Here is a 15,317-nt window from a genome sequence, read left to right as displayed (position 1 = left end):
CTTGATCTGCTCTCCGCCTTGCAGAGGTAGGATCTTAGCCGTTAGCTGATTGTAGGGGCAGATACTCACATCTGCCCGCAATAATCGGGGCGATGTAGGCATCGCCCCCTACATGACCGTAAAATTATTTTCTGTCAGCAGGCGGTCCGCCAGCGCCGATATCAACACCTGCACGTTTCATGGAAAACTTCAGATAGACAGGTGTTAAGATAAAGATAATGAAAAATGCAACTATAAAGCTGATTATGAGCGATTTTCCGAACATTGCTCCGAATGGCGGGAGCTGTGCGTGACCGTTGCTCATCTTCATAGCCATTTTGCGGGCAAGCGCTATCATGGCAAGGGTGATGACAGGTGTATATATAACGTCAGAGATCAGCGATGATATGATATTTGCAGGCAGGCTGCGCTCATTGAGGTTCATTGCCTTGACTGCACCGCTCTCGATCTTTCTCATCGGTATAAGGAAGCCTATGAGCAGGCTGATTATCGTACTAACTATGAAGCTTGCAATAAAAGCTACAGGCTTAAAACCGTCCCCCGACGTGAGATTACCTAAAAGTGAAAGACAAAAACTGAGAGTAACTCCCATAAGTATGTTCATTGTGATTCCGACTTTTTTCATATTCATTTTACAAAACCTTCCTTAATAAAAATTATAGTGTATTAAAAAATAAAATACTGCGCATATAGTTAAAAATCAAGTACGTTAAGTCTTTCTATATTTATGTCTTCTGTACCTGTCATCTGGCAGCCCTTTTCCTTGGCATACTTTATATACTCAATTATCTCGGGAGTGATAAGTTCTCCCGGGGCGAGTATGGGTATACCTGGTGGATAGCACATTACAAATTCGCTGCACACCTCCCCTGCGGTCTCATCAAGGGGCAGCGAGCGCTTTTCGGCGTAAAACGCCTTTCGCGGAGTTTCCGCAACTACAGGGCTGATGTATTCCTGAGTGAGCATATCCGCTCCGTCCTTTCCGAAGCGGCGCTTTATCTCCGCAAGAGCACTGATAAGGCGCTCGATATCGCGCTTTCTGTCGCCTACAGATATATATGCGAGGACATTTCCGATGTCGCCGAACTCGATCTGGATATCGTACTCGTCACGCAGAAGGTCGTAGACCTCTATGCCGGCCAGTCCGATAGGCAGAGTGTATATGCTCAGCTTCGACACATCGAAGTCGTATATGCTGTCGCCGTTTATGAGTTCACGGGAATATGCGTAATATCCGCCTATCTCGTTTATCTCGGAGCGTGCATATTCTGCCATTTCCACGGTCTGTGCGAATATCTCGCGTCCGCCGAGAGCCAGTCTCTTTCTGGAAATATCAAGGCTGGAAAGCAGCAGATACGATGCGCTCGTGGTCTGGGTGAGGTTTATGACCTGCCGCATATAGTCAGAGTTTATAGCCTTTCCCATGAGCAGGAAAGAGCTCTGGGTAAGACTTCCGCCCGATTTATGCATACTTACCGAAGCTATATCAGCTCCCGCAGCCATTGCCGTTATGGGAAAGTTCTCGCCGAAGTAGAAATGTGTTCCGTGAGCCTCGTCCACAAGCACGAGCATTCCGTGGGCATGGGCGATCTCCGTTATCTTCTTCAGGTCGGAGCATATACCGTAATATGTGGGATTATTCACCATTATCGCCTTGGCATCGGGATTATCCAGTATCGCCTGCTCCACCTGTACCACCGACATTCCCAGAGCAATTCCCAGTTTATGGTTCACATCGGGATTGACGTACACGGGAACAGCTCCCGTAAGGATAAGCGCATTTATGGCGCTTCTGTGGACATTTCGCGGCATGATTATCTTATCGCCCTCCTTACAGGCGTACATTATCATGCTCTGTACCGCAGAAGTCGTACCGCCCACCATAAAGAAGGCGCTGGCTGCTCCGAATGCTTCGGCTGCAAGCTCCTCAGCGTCCTTGATGACCGACACGGGATGACAGAGGTTGTCCAGAGGCTTCATGGAGTTTACATCAACGTTCATGCAGTCCTCGCCGAGGAACTCAGTGAGCTCCATATTTCCTCTGCCGCGCTTATGTCCCGGGACATCGAAGGGCACGACTCTCATACGGCGAAATCTTCTCAGCGCTTCGTATATCGGCGCATTTGTCTGGGAAAGTTCAGCCATTTCCGAACACGTTCCTTCCACTGAAAATTTCTATCATTTCCCGCTGAAGCGCATTGGTTATCTCAAGTCTGCGCCTTGGCGGCAGTTCATTCACATCGGTATTGAAAAGGTAATTTTGCAGGTCGAGCTCCTTGATAAGCATTTTTGTGTGGAAGATATTCGCCTGATAGACGTTTATATCCACTGCGTCGTACTTATCAAGCACAGCTGCGTCGATATAATTCTGTATGGAAGTTATATCGTGGTCTATGAACAGCTTTTCTCCGCTGAGATTGCGGGTAAAGCCGCGGACTCTGTAATCCATGGTGATTATATCGGAGTCGAAGCTGCCGATGAGATAATCAAGAGCCGTAAGCGGTGTTATTTTGCCGCAGGTGGCTACATCTATGTCCACGCGGAACGTTGCAATGCTCGTATCCGGATGGAACTCGGGGTAGGTATGCACAGTAACGTGGCTCTTATCGAGGTGAGCAACTGTCTCATTGCCGCCCACCGGTATCATGGTATCGTCCGCGATAAGGAATGTCGCCGACGCTCCCTGAGGATCGTAGTCCTGACGGGAAACGCTGAGCACCTGCGCTCCTATCATCTCAGTGACATGAGTCATAATATCGGTTATACGCTCGGAATTGTACTGCTCGTCAACATAGGCGATATACTCCTGCTGTGAACGTGCTGTCTTCGCATAGCATACATCATAAATATTAAAACTCAAAGACTTTGTAAGGTTGTTAAAACCGTAAAGTTTCAGTTTATTTTCCATAACAACACACCTTTAAACAAAAAATGCACACAAAAGACCTTATCAGCCATTGTGTGCATGAAATATCCATCAAGATACGCAGAAACTTCATATATGGTTTCAGAGTCTATACAAGCAAGTACTACCTTTTACTACTCTTATTGACCTTTCACAAGCTGATGAGAACTTATAAAAACTTTATCGACGCTCAGTCGAATCAATAAGGCAACAGAAGTTGCCAGCCGAATAATCGGCGGTCGGCATTTGACCCGGCTGTCCGTATGGCCTCAACTCCCGAAGCGGAGTGGTCAATAGTCTTGCTCTGAAACCGAAGTTTCTTTTGCAATTCAATATATTTTAGCATATTTCGTGTTTTTTGTCAATAGCCGTCAAGCATTTTAAAGCGGATAGTGTAATTAAAAGCAAAACAAATGATATGATAGCTTCAAGCCATAACGAAAGGCAGCATATACAAGGGGTATCAGTCAACTCTCTGCTTTTTGCGCTGAACCTTGTCCTCGTACATTTTCTCGTCTGCTATTTCAATGTATTTTTCCAGCTGTGAATCCGCATCGGGGACACTGCAACTGTATCCGAGACTAAGCTCGACCTTGTATTCTTTTCGTGACGAACTGTTATACCTGTCGAAATATCGGCGTATATAATTGATCTTCTCTCTCGCCTTGGCATCGGTATAGTATCCGCAGCCTACCACAGCGTACTCATCTCCGCCGATACGTGCGCATATCTCATTGGTGTCACAGCAGGCGTTCAGCGCATTGGCGGCTATAGTTATGGCATTATCGCCTTCGATATGTCCGAAATTGTCGTTTATCATTTTCAGGTGATCCAGATCGGCGATAAGTAAAAACAGCATTTTCTGCTCGTCCTTAGCCATTTTGAAGATAGCGTCCGCCTTTCTGTTGAAGCCCTTGCGGTTATACACACCTGTCAGGGTATCACGGATAGAGCTCATCAGTATCCTCTGATTTATGCTTATGAGCTTGGTACGTACACGCAGGAACTCAAGAGCGGTGCTTATATTCTTGTTCCACTCTGCGAAGACGCTGCTGGCAGCGCACTTCACGTCGCTGAAGCGGAATATGGAATAACCGAAGCAGCGGTCCATAAAGTGTACGGGCAGGATAAAATACATCGAAGGCTCGGTACAATATTCATCAATAAAGTCGGGGAGGATATCCGCCGACGCAAAGCTTCGGCTCACGAAATCCGTATCCCTCTTTGTGTAGACGAACTTTGTCTGCATTTCCGCAGCATAGCCCTCGCGCACATAGTTGTCCTCACTTTCCTCAACGTTGTCCCAATCCTTGCACAGGCACAGCATATACGTATCTATACCGTTGACAACATAGGCAAATCCGTTGAGCTTATGAAGAAGTCCGTCGAGATTTTCCTCCTCCATGAGGCTTTCGAGCATTCCGCTCTTACTATAGTACTGTTCATAGCGTTCTATCATATTATGGTAATTTTCGCTTGTTTCGACACTGTACTTCGTAGCGCTTCCGCAGCCGCAGGAACGTGCAAACAGCATTTCCCCGTCATGAAGTGTTGCAAGCGGTTCTGTCTCCTCACCTGTTATGAGCTTATGAAGACGACACACTGCCTTCGCGCCGAGCCGCTCATTTCTTGGGCTGATCGTCGTTATGGACGGTATGCACAGTATAGCGTCATTTGAGCCGTCATATCCCGATACTCTTATATCCTCGGGTATCCTGAAACCGCCCTTTACAAGTGAAGTACATAAGCTCCTTGCCATTACGTCATTTGCACACACGACCGCATCGGGGATTTCCCACTCGCCGTTTATGTACTGTTTTGCGATACGGCGTGAGACTATCTTCCAGAAATCGCCGTATACTATATCATGCGGGCCTATTTCAAGCCCGTGCTTCTTCATCGAACGCTTATAGCCTTCAAGTCTTGACAATGCGGGAGTATTGCCCTCGGGACCTGTCAGGCAGGTTATCTTTTGGCAGCCGTGCTTCTCGATGAAGTGGTCTGTCATCTGCTCAAAAAGCTCTGTATCTTCTGCGTATATAGTCTCGCAGAAATCCACATCATAGTCAATTGCGACAACGGGTATACCCCAGTGTGAAAACACCTTCACGAACTTATCCACAAGATTCTGGCTGGAGATATTTCCCGCCATGAGTATAACGCCGTCGATGACCTCTTTTTTTATGAGGGTAAATATATTCTCCTCGCCCTGCTGAATAAGGTTGCCGCTGTCAAGGTTGAACGCCATGAGAAAAGAGATGGCATCATATCCGAGAGCCCTGCACTGCTCAGAAATACCGACGAGTATACGGTTCATATAGTCATTAAAAACATCTGCTGCGATAACAGCGATAGTCCTTCGTTTCTTCAAAGCGCAGTCTCTCCTTTCCCATCTCTTTTTTCTTTAATGTCATTATACAACAAAAGCCCGTTTTTGGCAACCATTTTTAAATAATTTTCTGCTTTGCATTATTTTAGCTCGGCAACGGTAACTCCGTCCTCACCCTCGCCGAAGAGTCCAAGTCTGAACGCCTTTACGGACGGGTGGGATTTCAGCCGCTTATGAACTGCCTGTCTGAGAAGTCCCGTACCCTTTCCGTGAATTATCGTAACTGTTGAAATATTGGACATCACAGCCTGATCTATGAATGCATCGAGCTGGTATACTCCGTCATCGCAGGCACAGCCGCGTATATCGAGTTCCATTTTTCCGCGGCGCTCAGCCTTTACGCCCACTTTGTTCATCTTGCGGTTAGGACGAACAGACTTGCTTCCGACCGTGACCTTTTCAGGCTCTTCAAGACGCAGACGGGAAATGTTCATTTTCGTTTTCATTACGCCCATCTGCACGTATACGAACTCGCTGCCGTCGGGCTCGCCTGAGATTATGCCCTTGCGCTGCAAATCTACGACATATACGGTATCTCCGCGGCGCAGCTTTCTCGGGAGCACATACCCCTCATTCGGGTCGCGCCTGTCGATAGGATTTGCCGTATCGTACATCTTGTTGAAACTCTGCTTGGTCTTCGCCTTCATGCCCGAAACATTGGCGCTGAAGTCCTTTTTCTCTTTTTCCTTGCGGAGCTTGTCAAGCTCATCGAGAAGCTCGTTGGACTCAGCCTTTGTCTGCTCGATTATGGTCATTGCACGGAGTCTTGCCTTTTCAAGCTCGTCAGCCTTTGCAGCTTCAAGCTTTTCACGCTCAACGCGGATAGCCTCCTCGTGCTCGGCAGTCTGAGCTTTCAAACGAGCTATCTCCTCTTTCTGGCGTTCAAGGTCAAGTCTTGAAGCTTCAAGCTTTCCGATGACCTCCTCCAGACGGGTATTGGCTTCGCTCACGCGGCTCTTCGCGTCATTAATTATATCCGAAGGCATACCCAGACTTTCCGATATAGCGAAAGCGTTTGACTTTCCGGGCGAACCCACGATAAGCCTGTATGTGGGGCGAAGCGTCTCGATGTCGAACTCGCAGGAAGCGTTCTCAACGCCCTCGCTGTCGATAGCGAACACTTTCAGTTCCTGATAATGAGTAGTCACCATCACCTTTGCACCGCTCTCCATAAGGCGACGGATTATTGATATTGCAAGAGCTGCGCCCTCAACAGGGTCTGTACCCGATCCCAGCTCGTCAAGGAGCACAAGGGACTGCTCGTCGGCAGTTTTAAGTATCTCAATGACTTTATTTGTATGGGACGAGAAGGTGGAGAGGTTCTGCTCGATGCTCTGGCTGTCGCCGATATCTGCGAGGATATGGTCATAAACGGAGATCTTGCTGCCGTCGGCAACAGGGATAAGAAGTCCGCACATAGTCATAGCCGCAAGAAGTCCCGCTGTTTTCAGTGAAACGGTCTTACCGCCTGTGTTCGGGCCTGTTATGATGAGCGCCTGATAGTCCTCGCCCAGACTTATCTCCACGGGAACAGCCTTGTTCTTGTCGATAAGCGGGTGACGAGCCTTTTTCAGGTACATTTTTCCGTCATCTGTTATCTCGGGGAGTGAGCAGTTGAGCTTTGCAGCAAGGTTCGACTTTGCAAAGTATAGGTTCAGCTCGGTGCAGACCTTGTAATTCTCTGCGAGTATATCCGCATAATCGCCGCAGTCGCGGCAGAGCTGGCGGATTATGTGCTCTATCTCTTCCTGCTCCTTGGCTTCAAGGAGACGTATATCGTTATTTGCCTCGACTATTGCCATTGGCTCGATGAATATGGTCTGTCCCGTAGCAGAGGTATCGTGGATAAGTCCGCTCACCTGTCCGCGGTACTCGGATTTTACAGGGAGAACGAAGCGTCCGTCACGGATAGTGACATTGCTCTCCTGCAAGTACTGCTGAGTGGTCTTGTTCTTTATCATTTTGTCCAGAGTTTCACGCAGCTGCATACCTGCGCGGTTGATCTTTCTTCTGATAGCCGCAAGCTCGGGACTTGCAGCGTCCGCGATCTCATTTTCCGAGATTATTGAGCGTTCAAGCTTTTCAAGCAGCCAATCGTTAGGCTGCAATCTCGAAAAGAGATAGCTCAGCTCTGTCTCCATATTCTCGCAGTGTCCGTACCAGTCGGCAAGAGCCTTTATCTGACGGAGCATAGCCGCGATGTCCATGAGGTCGCGGAGAGATATTACAGCTCCCGACTTTGCTCTTGCAGCCACGGAGCTTATGTCCTTGAAATTGCTGAAAGGCGGTGTTCCGAACTGCACCGAAAGAGACAGCGCCTGCGAGGTCTTGAGACACTCATAGCGCACCCTTTCAAGGTCGTTGTCGGGACGTACCGCCAGTGCCATGCGGTGGCTCTCCTCGTTGGAGGTAAGCTCCGCAAGCATTTCAAGTATCTTGTCCAGTTCAAGTGTTTTCAAATATTTATCCATACTCTTCCTTTTGCTTTGATAGGCAGCGATCACTTCATCGCACCCACGATTCATTTCCTGTTACATTATTCATAGACACGGGCGCACACTGTGCGTCCCTACAGGCTAACGGCTTTTTTGAAACGCAGAGGTCGGCGTTCTCTACAAAGTTTTATAAAAATCCAGCGTACCGAAACCGCGTTCAAGATGTATGAGCAGGTACTGCTCGGCAAGCTCCGAGAGCTGCTGCTGTGTTCCATCGGATACGCGGAAATTGAAAAGCCTGCTGAAATCAGCAAGCACTATATGCCGCACCGCACTGAGCACAGGCAGCTTTATCTTCATATAATTTTGCTCAGACTCGTTCTCAAAACAGTCCGAACAGTAAAAACCGCCGCTTTCCATGCAGAAATACAGCTCCTCGGGCTCGAAAGCGCCGCAGCTTCTGCAAGCCACGATATCGGGCATATAGCCTATCTCCGACATAAGTCTCAGTTCAAACACTGCTTTGAGCAGTTTTTCGTCCCGCTCACCTGTTTCAAGGTAGTGCAGACAATTCAGCAGCAGCCGCATTATATCGCCGTTCTGTGCCTCAGGCTTTATGCAGGAGCGCATGACCTCGGCAAAATAGCTCGCAAGGGATATCTTCGCAAGCGAATCGCGCAGCCCGTAAAAAATATGTATCGGCTCTGCGCTGTTGAGGTACAAATAGCTGCCCCTCTTGTCGATGCAGAACCGAGAATATGCCAGAAGCTGAGTGGAGCTTCCCGATCTTCCGTTTATCTTCTTTGCACCTTTTACGGATATTTCGAGAACTCCGCTCTCTTTGGTCAGTATATCAATGAATTTGTCCTGTTCTCCGACAGAACGCTCTTTAAGGACGATGCCTTCAACAGTTGTCATGGTTATCTTCCTTATGTGCCGAATATTGCAGATAGTCCTCTATGCTGCCTGTTTCGGCGAATTTATCCCATAGGGTATCTTCGTTCATAAAAAGCCTCCGCAAATACTATGTGAGCTTTGCTCCGACATTATTCTTTGCGGGATTGGCATTTTTATTTAAGGTAATTATTTCTCGGAGAGTCCGAAGCTGCGTATCAGGTTCTCTCTGTTTCTCCAGTCTTCCTTGACCTTTACCCAGCACTTCAGGTTGACCTTTATCTGGAAGAAATCCTCCAGCTCTATCCTTGCGGCGGTGGAAGCCTTTTTGAGCATTGCTCCGCCCTTGCCGATGATTATGCCCTTGTGGGACTCCTTTTCGCAGTATATAACTGCCGATATATCAAGGATATCCTTGTCGTCGCGCTCGGTCATCTGCTCAACGCCTACTGCTATGCCGTGGGGCACTTCGTCACTGAGAAGCATGAGGAGCTTTTCGCGTATCATCTCCGCTGCCAGTACCTTTTCGGGCTGGTCGGTTATCATATCTTCGGGGAAGAAGTGTACCGATTCCTCGGCAAGTGAGATTATCTCGTCGATAACTATGTCAACGCCGCTGTTTTCGGTAACGCTGACGGGAACTACTGCCTGAAACTGCACCTTTGAAGTAAGGTCAGCGATAACAGGTGCGAGCTCGTCCTTGTTCCTGAGCAGGTCTATCTTGTTAAGTACGAGTATCACGGGCATTTTCGACGCATTCATGGACTTGAGAAGATTGAGTTCCTGCTCGTTTATCTTCTTTGTGCAGTCCATAACGAATACAACAGCGTCGATGTCGCTGACAGACTCCTTGACTGTGTTGAGCATATGCTCGCTGAGCTTGTTCACGGGCTTGTGAAGTCCCGGAGTATCGAAGAATACCAGCTGAACATCGTCGATATTGCGTATACCTGTTATACGTGTGCGCGTAGTCTGGGGCTTATTGCTCACGGACGCTATCTTCTCGCCCACAATGGCATTGAGGAGCGATGATTTTCCTGCATTGGTGCGTCCTGCAATGGTAACAAAAGCTGTTCTCGGCATCAGCGTTTTTCTCCGTTCACGATAAATGTTGCATCTCTGGAGATGCCAAGCTTTTCGAGCACAGACTCCTCTTTCTCACGCATGATACGCTGGTCGAGCTGACTTGTCTCGTGATCGTATCCGAGAAGGTGGAGCATAGAGTGTACTGTGAGGAAGCCTACCTCTCTTTCGAGCGAATGACCGTAATTCTGTGCCTGTTTTACGGCTGTTTCAAGAGAGATAACAACGTCGCCCAGCTGTACTGCGCCTGTCTCCGGATTAACCTCAACAGTTCCGTCCTCGCTTGTGAGTGGGAACGAGAGAACGTCTGTAACAGCGTCCTTGTTCCTGTATATTTTATTGAGATTCTTTATCTCGTTATTGCTGACGAAGGAAACGCTTACTTCTGCGTCCTTGCCGAAATTCTCGGTAGTAAGAACTGCCTGACAGCATCTTCTGATAAGAAGTCTTATGCCGACAGGGACTTTCACCTCAGTCTGATTATTCTTGACATATACCTTTAATTTAGCCATGATTCTTATTTCTCCCTTCATTATATTTCTCATAAGCTTTGATTATATCCTGTACAAGTCTGTGTCTTACAACATCCTTTTCGGTAAAGCGATGTATTTCGATATCGTCGATGCCCCTCAACACCTTGACAGCCTCGACAAGTCCCGACTTCTTTGTATCGGGCAGGTCTATCTGCGTGATATCGCCTGTAATGACCATTCTGCTCTCGTTTCCAAGACGGGTAAGGAACATTTTTATCTGTTCCGATGTTGTATTCTGGGCTTCATCGAGAATGATGAATGCCTCATCAAGAGTACGTCCGCGCATATACGCCAGCGGAGCGACCTCTATTATCCCCTTTTCCATATAACGTGCGAAGCTCTCGGCTCCGAACATATCAAAAAGAGCATCATAAAGCGGTCTGAGGTACGGGTCTACCTTATCCTGAAGGTCTCCCGGGAGGAAGCCCAGTTTTTCACCTGCTTCCACAGCAGGTCGGGTAAGGATTATCTTTTTTATCTTATGTTCACGGAACGCCTTGACCGCCATTGCTACAGCAAGGTAGGTCTTGCCTGTTCCCGCAGGCCCTATCCCAAGGACGATAGTATTGTTCTTTATAGCGTCGGTATACCTCTTTTGACCCACAGTACGCGGGCGGAGTATCTTTCCAGAGGCAGTCATGCATATACCGTCGCCGCCGAGCTCCTGAAGCTCCTGTTCAGCGCCGTCAGCCACCATTGATGTGACATAGCGGACGGTCTGCTCATTCAGTGCATTGCCGTTTTTCGCCATATTCATCAGTGCTTTCAGAGCTTTTTCGGCTTCGTCGATCTTTTCTTCATCTCCGATTATTTTTATGCCGCCGTCCCTGCTGACAACGGTCACATTGAAATTTTTCTGTATTCTGCTGACATTGCCGTCAAGCTGTCCGAATAGCGTGGAGAGCTGTTCGGTACTGTCAGCGGCTACAAACTTTTCCGACATTAAATATTTTCTCCAATCTTCTGCTCCGGGAAACCGCCTGCCGATGCAAGTGAAGCATTTGAATATCTTGCGTCATCAGACACCTCTCTGAGCACTTTCACATTATCAGGGAAATCTATCTTCTGTTCGGGAGAGCCGAGTTCGAGCTCCATAATGGCAAGCTCGTCCGAAAACGGGTATTTATCCAGCTCAAACAGCTGAGAGTTATACTCAAAGCAATAGCGTACTTTCTCTACGGGAGGACAGTTTCCGCGCTCCTGTGAAAGCAGTCTGCGGTACTCCTCCTGACTTATCTCATACTCATTTTCTTCCCGTGTTACAGGAGTTATGAAGACCTTTTCGGTATAGGTATACTTCACCTTTCCATTTTCCTCAACATATCTCACTCTGCGCTGCGAACCGTTAACGCCTTTCTTCAGGTAAGTCTGCACTATACTTATCCTGCGTTTCACATCAAGGTGCGCAACATCAGGGAATTCGACAAGAAATTTTCTCTCGATCTCATAATTCTTTCCCATAAGCACTCTCCAAAAAGACAATAAAACCGCTGTATTTCGCTGTTGAATCTTTTCAACATATATATTATACAACTTTTTTTGATTAATGTCAACAAAAAACTCAGGTTATTCTGTCTAATTTGCTAAGTTTTAACTTTTTATCACACATCTGTCACCTTTAGCGCAGCAGATCCCTCAGCATAATATTGAACGCGCTGAAGAATCTTTCTCCCAGCTCTGCCGACGGTGATTCTACCACAGCAGGCGAATTGGCATCAGAGTGCGGTATTACGACAGTTATGCCCTCATTGTCACATATGGTTTCAGCTCCCGTCCGAGCTGAAAGTCCGTCAAGTATCTCACTGTGATATGTCTCAAAAACATCCGGTCTTCCGAGAAGCGTTTCGTCCACAAATGTCCTTTTTGCCCTTATAAAAATTTCGACACTTTTACCAGTTTCTTTGCAGCCCGCTTCAAACTCCGCCTTGCCGCCGTCGGACTCAAGAATGCTTCTGCGCACGAAACTGAGGAGTATAAAGCGCAGTATCTCCGCATTTGCCCGCACATACACGGTCGGACATCCGACAGTTTCGACAGTGCACTTTCCCGACATCACAGCGTTGCAGTTTTTAGCAAAATCAACGATAAAATGATCCATACGAACGGTCTGCATATCATTTTCAGCTCCGTCGCCGACAGATGCGAGTGCCTTGCTGAGCTCCGCATTCCTCATTAGCTCGCAGCACGTAGTCATTATTCCTTCGATAAGCTCGCAGCTGAGCTTATCCCCGTTCTTCTCGGCATTGCCGCGCAGTATCTCGCAGGACGCAGATATCCCCGTAACCGAGCGCCTTACAAGATAATCGGTACTGTTCAGAAAATTCTTTGCAAAAGGGCTTTCAAAAAAGCTTTTCACCTCATTGTTCTTATCCATATTAACTCCGATCTTTATGTATTCGTGAATATGTTTACCAAATTATTATACTACATTTTACACCAAAATGGAACATATTATTGTCTATTTATACGCAAGAAAATAATACCAAAATTATCATATCCTCCGCCGCAGCATTTGTACAATGTGTACTTTTCCAAAAAAATCTGTTATTTTTTTATCGAACCTCTTGAAAAATATTTCAAGTTGCGGTATAATAAATCTATACAAAATTTTAGGAGGTATATCCAATGTCAGTTAAAGTTGCTATTAACGGTTTCGGCCGTATCGGTCGTCTTGCATTCAGACAGATGTTTGATGCTCCAGGTTATGAGGTAGTTGCAATCAACGACCTTACAAAGCCTTCAATGCTCGCTCAGCTCCTCAAGTATGATACAGCTCAGGGCGGTTACTGCGGAAAGATCGGTGAGAACCTTCACACTGTATCTGCAGATGATGAGAAGGGCACAATCACTGTTGACGGTAAGACACTTACAATCTATGCAAAGGCTAACGCTGCTGAGCTCCCATGGGGCGAGATCGGCGTTGACGTAGTTCTTGAGTGTACAGGTTTCTACTGCTCAAAGGACAAGTCTCAGGCTCATATCGACGCTGGCGCTAAGAAGGTTGTTATCTCTGCTCCTGCAGGCAACGATCTTCCTACAATCGTATTCAGCGTAAACGAGAAGACTCTTACTAAGGATGACAAGATCATCTCTGCTGCTTCATGCACAACAAACTGCCTCGCTCCTATGGCTAAGGCTCTTAACGACTATGCTCCTATCCAGAGCGGTATCATGAGCACTATCCACGCTTACACAGGCGATCAGATGATCCTTGACGGTCCTCACAGAAAGGGCGACTTCAGAAGAGCAAGAGCTGGCGCTGCTAACATCGTTCCTAACAGCACAGGTGCTGCTAAGGCTATCGGCCTTGTTATCCCTGAGCTCAACGGCAAGCTCATCGGTTCTGCACAGAGAGTTCCTGTTCCTACAGGTTCTACAACAATCCTTACAGCTGTTGTTAAGGGTGCAAACGTAACTAAGGAAGGCATCAACGCTGCTATGAAGGCTGCTGCTTCAGAGTCCTTCGGTTACAACGAGGATCAGATCGTTTCTTCTGACGTTATCGGCATGAGATTCGGTTCACTCTTCGACGCAACACAGACAATGGTTGCTCAGATCGCTGATGATCTCTATGAGGTACAGGTTGTTTCATGGTACGACAACGAGAATTCTTACACATCACAGATGGTAAGAACAATCAAGTACTTTGCAGAACTTGGCTAATAACTGAACATACGAATATCAAAAGGGCGTTTATTGCGAACGCCCTTTTTGCGTATTCAAGATGTTTTAAAGTATCCCATAAATATTGAAGGCACTCTTTCGAGTGCCTTTTTCAGTCAATACATTATTCTGTTATTGGTGACGTTTCCTGCAAAAATTATAGTATATCATATTACAGCTCTGTAATGCGTCGTATAGAGTGAAAGCAATGGGATAATCGAGCAGTATTATTCGCTTTTACAGCTGCAAATGCAATCTTATAATGTGATCTCAGACTATTGCGCGTACATCGAGCAGTCTGAATTTCGTTACGCTGTCGCCTGAATAAGTAAAAGCATAGGTGTATACAGGTTTGCAGCCAAACAGATTAGCCTCATCACCTATGACCTTTATTGTCAGCTTGTCGTATACGCCGTATGAATTATCGTTGTTTTCGCCCTCTGTATAGCCAAATTCGTTGTAGAACTCCCTTGCATCATCGTAGCTGATGCCCTGATCCTTCAGATTCGAGCTGATACCCTTTGCATACCACACATTATCCGGATATGACGGTATGACGCTGTATACTATCGCATCGCCTTTTCTTATCATTTCCGAATTGGTATTTCCGCTGTAGAGTATCTCAATAGAAATATCTTCGTCATATCTTGAGGTTATTATAGCTCTGTTTGATGCGCTGCTGCAAACTCCATCAGGGTCGATCCCCGACATATCATATCTGTCCCCGAATTTGCTTATGAACTCGTCTACTGTGTAATATCCTCCGTTTTTGAAAATATCGCTGCCTATCTGAACGATGCCTGATGAAAGCCCCACGCTCATCATTCCATCGCTTGGCGTATACGTGATATCTTCTTTTGCCGAAGTAATTATTTCCGCTGTTGTTGTAACTTTCTCCTCGGGTTCGGTAGTTTCAGTAGTTTCTTCAGGTACAGCCGCAGCAGGCTCTTCGGTATGGATCTCCACTTGTTCAGCTTCTTTCATATCGGCATTTTTATCTCCGCAGCCCGTCAATGACACAGCTCCGAGACAAAAAGCGAAAGCAAAAGCCATAAATTTTATCCGCTTACTTATCATTTGTAATACTCACTCCCTAAATTACAATTTGTAAAGAGCAGTATAGCGCAAAAATGTGATAGTTTTGTGAAAAATATACAAACTCAATAAAAAAAGCACATATCCGACATATTATTAAGCGTTTTACACAGTCAATCAGTGAATTATGCATAATTTGTATAAAATATTATGATTTTGTCCTTTGCTTTCGATAAAAAGTAACCGCCTAAAAAGTAACCACCCTATCCAACGAAGTCCAAATAGACTAAACTAGAAATAACTAAGGAAGTCTAACTGGAGTTGATTGGAATGAATGAGATATCAAGGGTAAAAAAAGAAGTAAAGCTGACACAATGGGC

Annotated in this window: 13 protein-coding genes; 1 reads left to right on the top strand and 12 read right to left on the bottom strand. The window is 46.6% G+C overall.

Annotation, left to right across the window (positions count from 1 at the left end):
* Window positions 1–124 precede the first annotated feature (124 nt).
* From K6G33_RS04890 to K6G33_RS04840, 11 genes are all read right to left on the bottom strand, one after another.
* Window positions 125–631 (bottom strand): hypothetical protein, encoded by a 507-nt coding sequence (locus tag K6G33_RS04890; RefSeq protein WP_296776887.1) that lies wholly within the window; start codon window positions 629–631, stop codon window positions 125–127.
* A 62-nt stretch (window positions 632–693) separates the two neighbouring features.
* A complete protein-coding gene (locus tag K6G33_RS04885; RefSeq protein ID WP_296776885.1) occupies window positions 694–2,145 on the bottom strand; it encodes an aminotransferase class I/II-fold pyridoxal phosphate-dependent enzyme in 1,452 nt (483 codons plus the stop codon).
* Window positions 2,138–2,908 carry an adenosylmethionine decarboxylase gene (gene speD / locus K6G33_RS04880; RefSeq protein WP_173450670.1) on the bottom strand — a complete coding sequence of 257 codons (771 nt, stop codon included), beginning with the start codon at window positions 2,906–2,908 and terminating at the stop codon, window positions 2,138–2,140. The genes K6G33_RS04885 and speD overlap by 8 nt, the downstream gene beginning before the upstream one ends.
* 460 nt (window positions 2,909–3,368) lie before the next feature.
* Window positions 3,369–5,276 carry a GGDEF domain-containing protein gene (locus K6G33_RS04875; protein ID WP_296776882.1) on the bottom strand — a complete coding sequence of 636 codons (1,908 nt, stop codon included), beginning with the start codon at window positions 5,274–5,276 and terminating at the stop codon, window positions 3,369–3,371.
* 98 nt (window positions 5,277–5,374) lie between these two features.
* The gene (locus tag K6G33_RS04870; protein WP_296776880.1) at window positions 5,375–7,765 is read right to left on the bottom strand and encodes an endonuclease MutS2; all 2,391 of its coding nucleotides are present in this window, start codon (window positions 7,763–7,765) and stop codon (window positions 5,375–5,377) included.
* Window positions 7,766–7,906: 141 nt separating this feature from the next.
* On the bottom strand, window positions 7,907–8,647 hold the full coding sequence (gene recO, locus K6G33_RS04865) for a DNA repair protein RecO (protein WP_296776878.1): 741 nt from the start codon (window positions 8,645–8,647) through the stop codon (window positions 7,907–7,909).
* A gap of 165 nt (window positions 8,648–8,812) precedes the next feature.
* Window positions 8,813–9,706 (bottom strand): GTPase Era, encoded by an 894-nt coding sequence (gene era / locus K6G33_RS04860; protein WP_296776875.1) that lies wholly within the window; start codon window positions 9,704–9,706, stop codon window positions 8,813–8,815.
* A complete protein-coding gene (ybeY, locus tag K6G33_RS04855) occupies window positions 9,706–10,218 on the bottom strand; it encodes an rRNA maturation RNase YbeY (RefSeq protein ID WP_173449818.1) in 513 nt (170 codons plus the stop codon). The genes era and ybeY overlap by 1 nt, the downstream gene beginning before the upstream one ends.
* Window positions 10,211–11,182, bottom strand: coding sequence for a PhoH family protein (locus tag K6G33_RS04850; RefSeq protein WP_296776872.1), 972 nt, complete (start codon window positions 11,180–11,182; stop codon window positions 10,211–10,213). The genes ybeY and K6G33_RS04850 overlap by 8 nt, the downstream gene beginning before the upstream one ends.
* A complete protein-coding gene (locus K6G33_RS04845) occupies window positions 11,182–11,700 on the bottom strand; it encodes a CYTH domain-containing protein (RefSeq protein ID WP_296776869.1) in 519 nt (172 codons plus the stop codon). Before K6G33_RS04845 ends, K6G33_RS04850 begins: the two co-directional genes overlap by 1 nt.
* A 157-nt stretch (window positions 11,701–11,857) precedes the next feature.
* Window positions 11,858–12,613 carry a hypothetical protein gene (locus K6G33_RS04840; RefSeq protein WP_296776867.1) on the bottom strand — a complete coding sequence of 252 codons (756 nt, stop codon included), beginning with the start codon at window positions 12,611–12,613 and terminating at the stop codon, window positions 11,858–11,860.
* Between the two features lie 251 nt (window positions 12,614–12,864).
* Here K6G33_RS04840 and gap point away from each other — a divergent pair, with 251 nt between their 5' ends.
* Window positions 12,865–13,902 carry a type I glyceraldehyde-3-phosphate dehydrogenase gene (gene gap, locus K6G33_RS04835; protein ID WP_173449822.1) on the top strand — a complete coding sequence of 346 codons (1,038 nt, stop codon included), beginning with the start codon at window positions 12,865–12,867 and terminating at the stop codon, window positions 13,900–13,902.
* Between the two features lie 270 nt (window positions 13,903–14,172).
* On the opposite strand, the gene K6G33_RS04830 is transcribed toward gap, so the two are convergent.
* Window positions 14,173–14,955, bottom strand: a complete 783-nt coding sequence (locus K6G33_RS04830; protein WP_296776862.1) for a hypothetical protein — start codon at window positions 14,953–14,955, stop codon at window positions 14,173–14,175.
* Window positions 14,956–15,317 lie beyond the last annotated feature (362 nt).

Source organism: Ruminococcus sp., from assembly GCF_024691275.1.
GTDB lineage: Bacteria > Bacillota > Clostridia > Oscillospirales > Ruminococcaceae > Ruminococcus.
The sequence above is the reverse complement of the archived record's forward strand: the minus strand, read 5'-3'. Positions and strand labels throughout refer to the sequence as shown.

Bases quoted from the DNA above. Each gene is read 5' to 3' on its own strand.
- K6G33_RS04840 (WP_296776867.1), bottom strand. From the start codon at position 12,613: ATGGATAAGAACAATGAGGTGAAAAGCTTTTTTGAAAGCCCTTTTGCA.
- speD (WP_173450670.1), bottom strand. From the start codon at position 2,908: ATGGAAAATAAACTGAAACTTTACGGTTTTAACAACCTTACAAAGTCT.
- recO (WP_296776878.1), bottom strand. From the start codon at position 8,647: ATGACAACTGTTGAAGGCATCGTCCTTAAAGAGCGTTCTGTCGGAGAA.
- K6G33_RS04890 (WP_296776887.1), bottom strand. From the start codon at position 631: ATGAATATGAAAAAAGTCGGAATCACAATGAACATACTTATGGGAGTT.
- K6G33_RS04870 (WP_296776880.1), bottom strand. From the start codon at position 7,765: ATGGATAAATATTTGAAAACACTTGAACTGGACAAGATACTTGAAATG.
- gap (WP_173449822.1), top strand. From the start codon at position 12,865: ATGTCAGTTAAAGTTGCTATTAACGGTTTCGGCCGTATCGGTCGTCTT.
- era (WP_296776875.1), bottom strand. From the start codon at position 9,706: ATGCCGAGAACAGCTTTTGTTACCATTGCAGGACGCACCAATGCAGGA.
- ybeY (WP_173449818.1), bottom strand. From the start codon at position 10,218: ATGGCTAAATTAAAGGTATATGTCAAGAATAATCAGACTGAGGTGAAA.
- K6G33_RS04845 (WP_296776869.1), bottom strand. From the start codon at position 11,700: ATGGGAAAGAATTATGAGATCGAGAGAAAATTTCTTGTCGAATTCCCT.
- K6G33_RS04830 (WP_296776862.1), bottom strand. From the start codon at position 14,955: ATGGCTTTTGCTTTCGCTTTTTGTCTCGGAGCTGTGTCATTGACGGGC.
- K6G33_RS04885 (WP_296776885.1), bottom strand. From the start codon at position 2,145: ATGGCTGAACTTTCCCAGACAAATGCGCCGATATACGAAGCGCTGAGA.
- K6G33_RS04850 (WP_296776872.1), bottom strand. From the start codon at position 11,182: ATGTCGGAAAAGTTTGTAGCCGCTGACAGTACCGAACAGCTCTCCACG.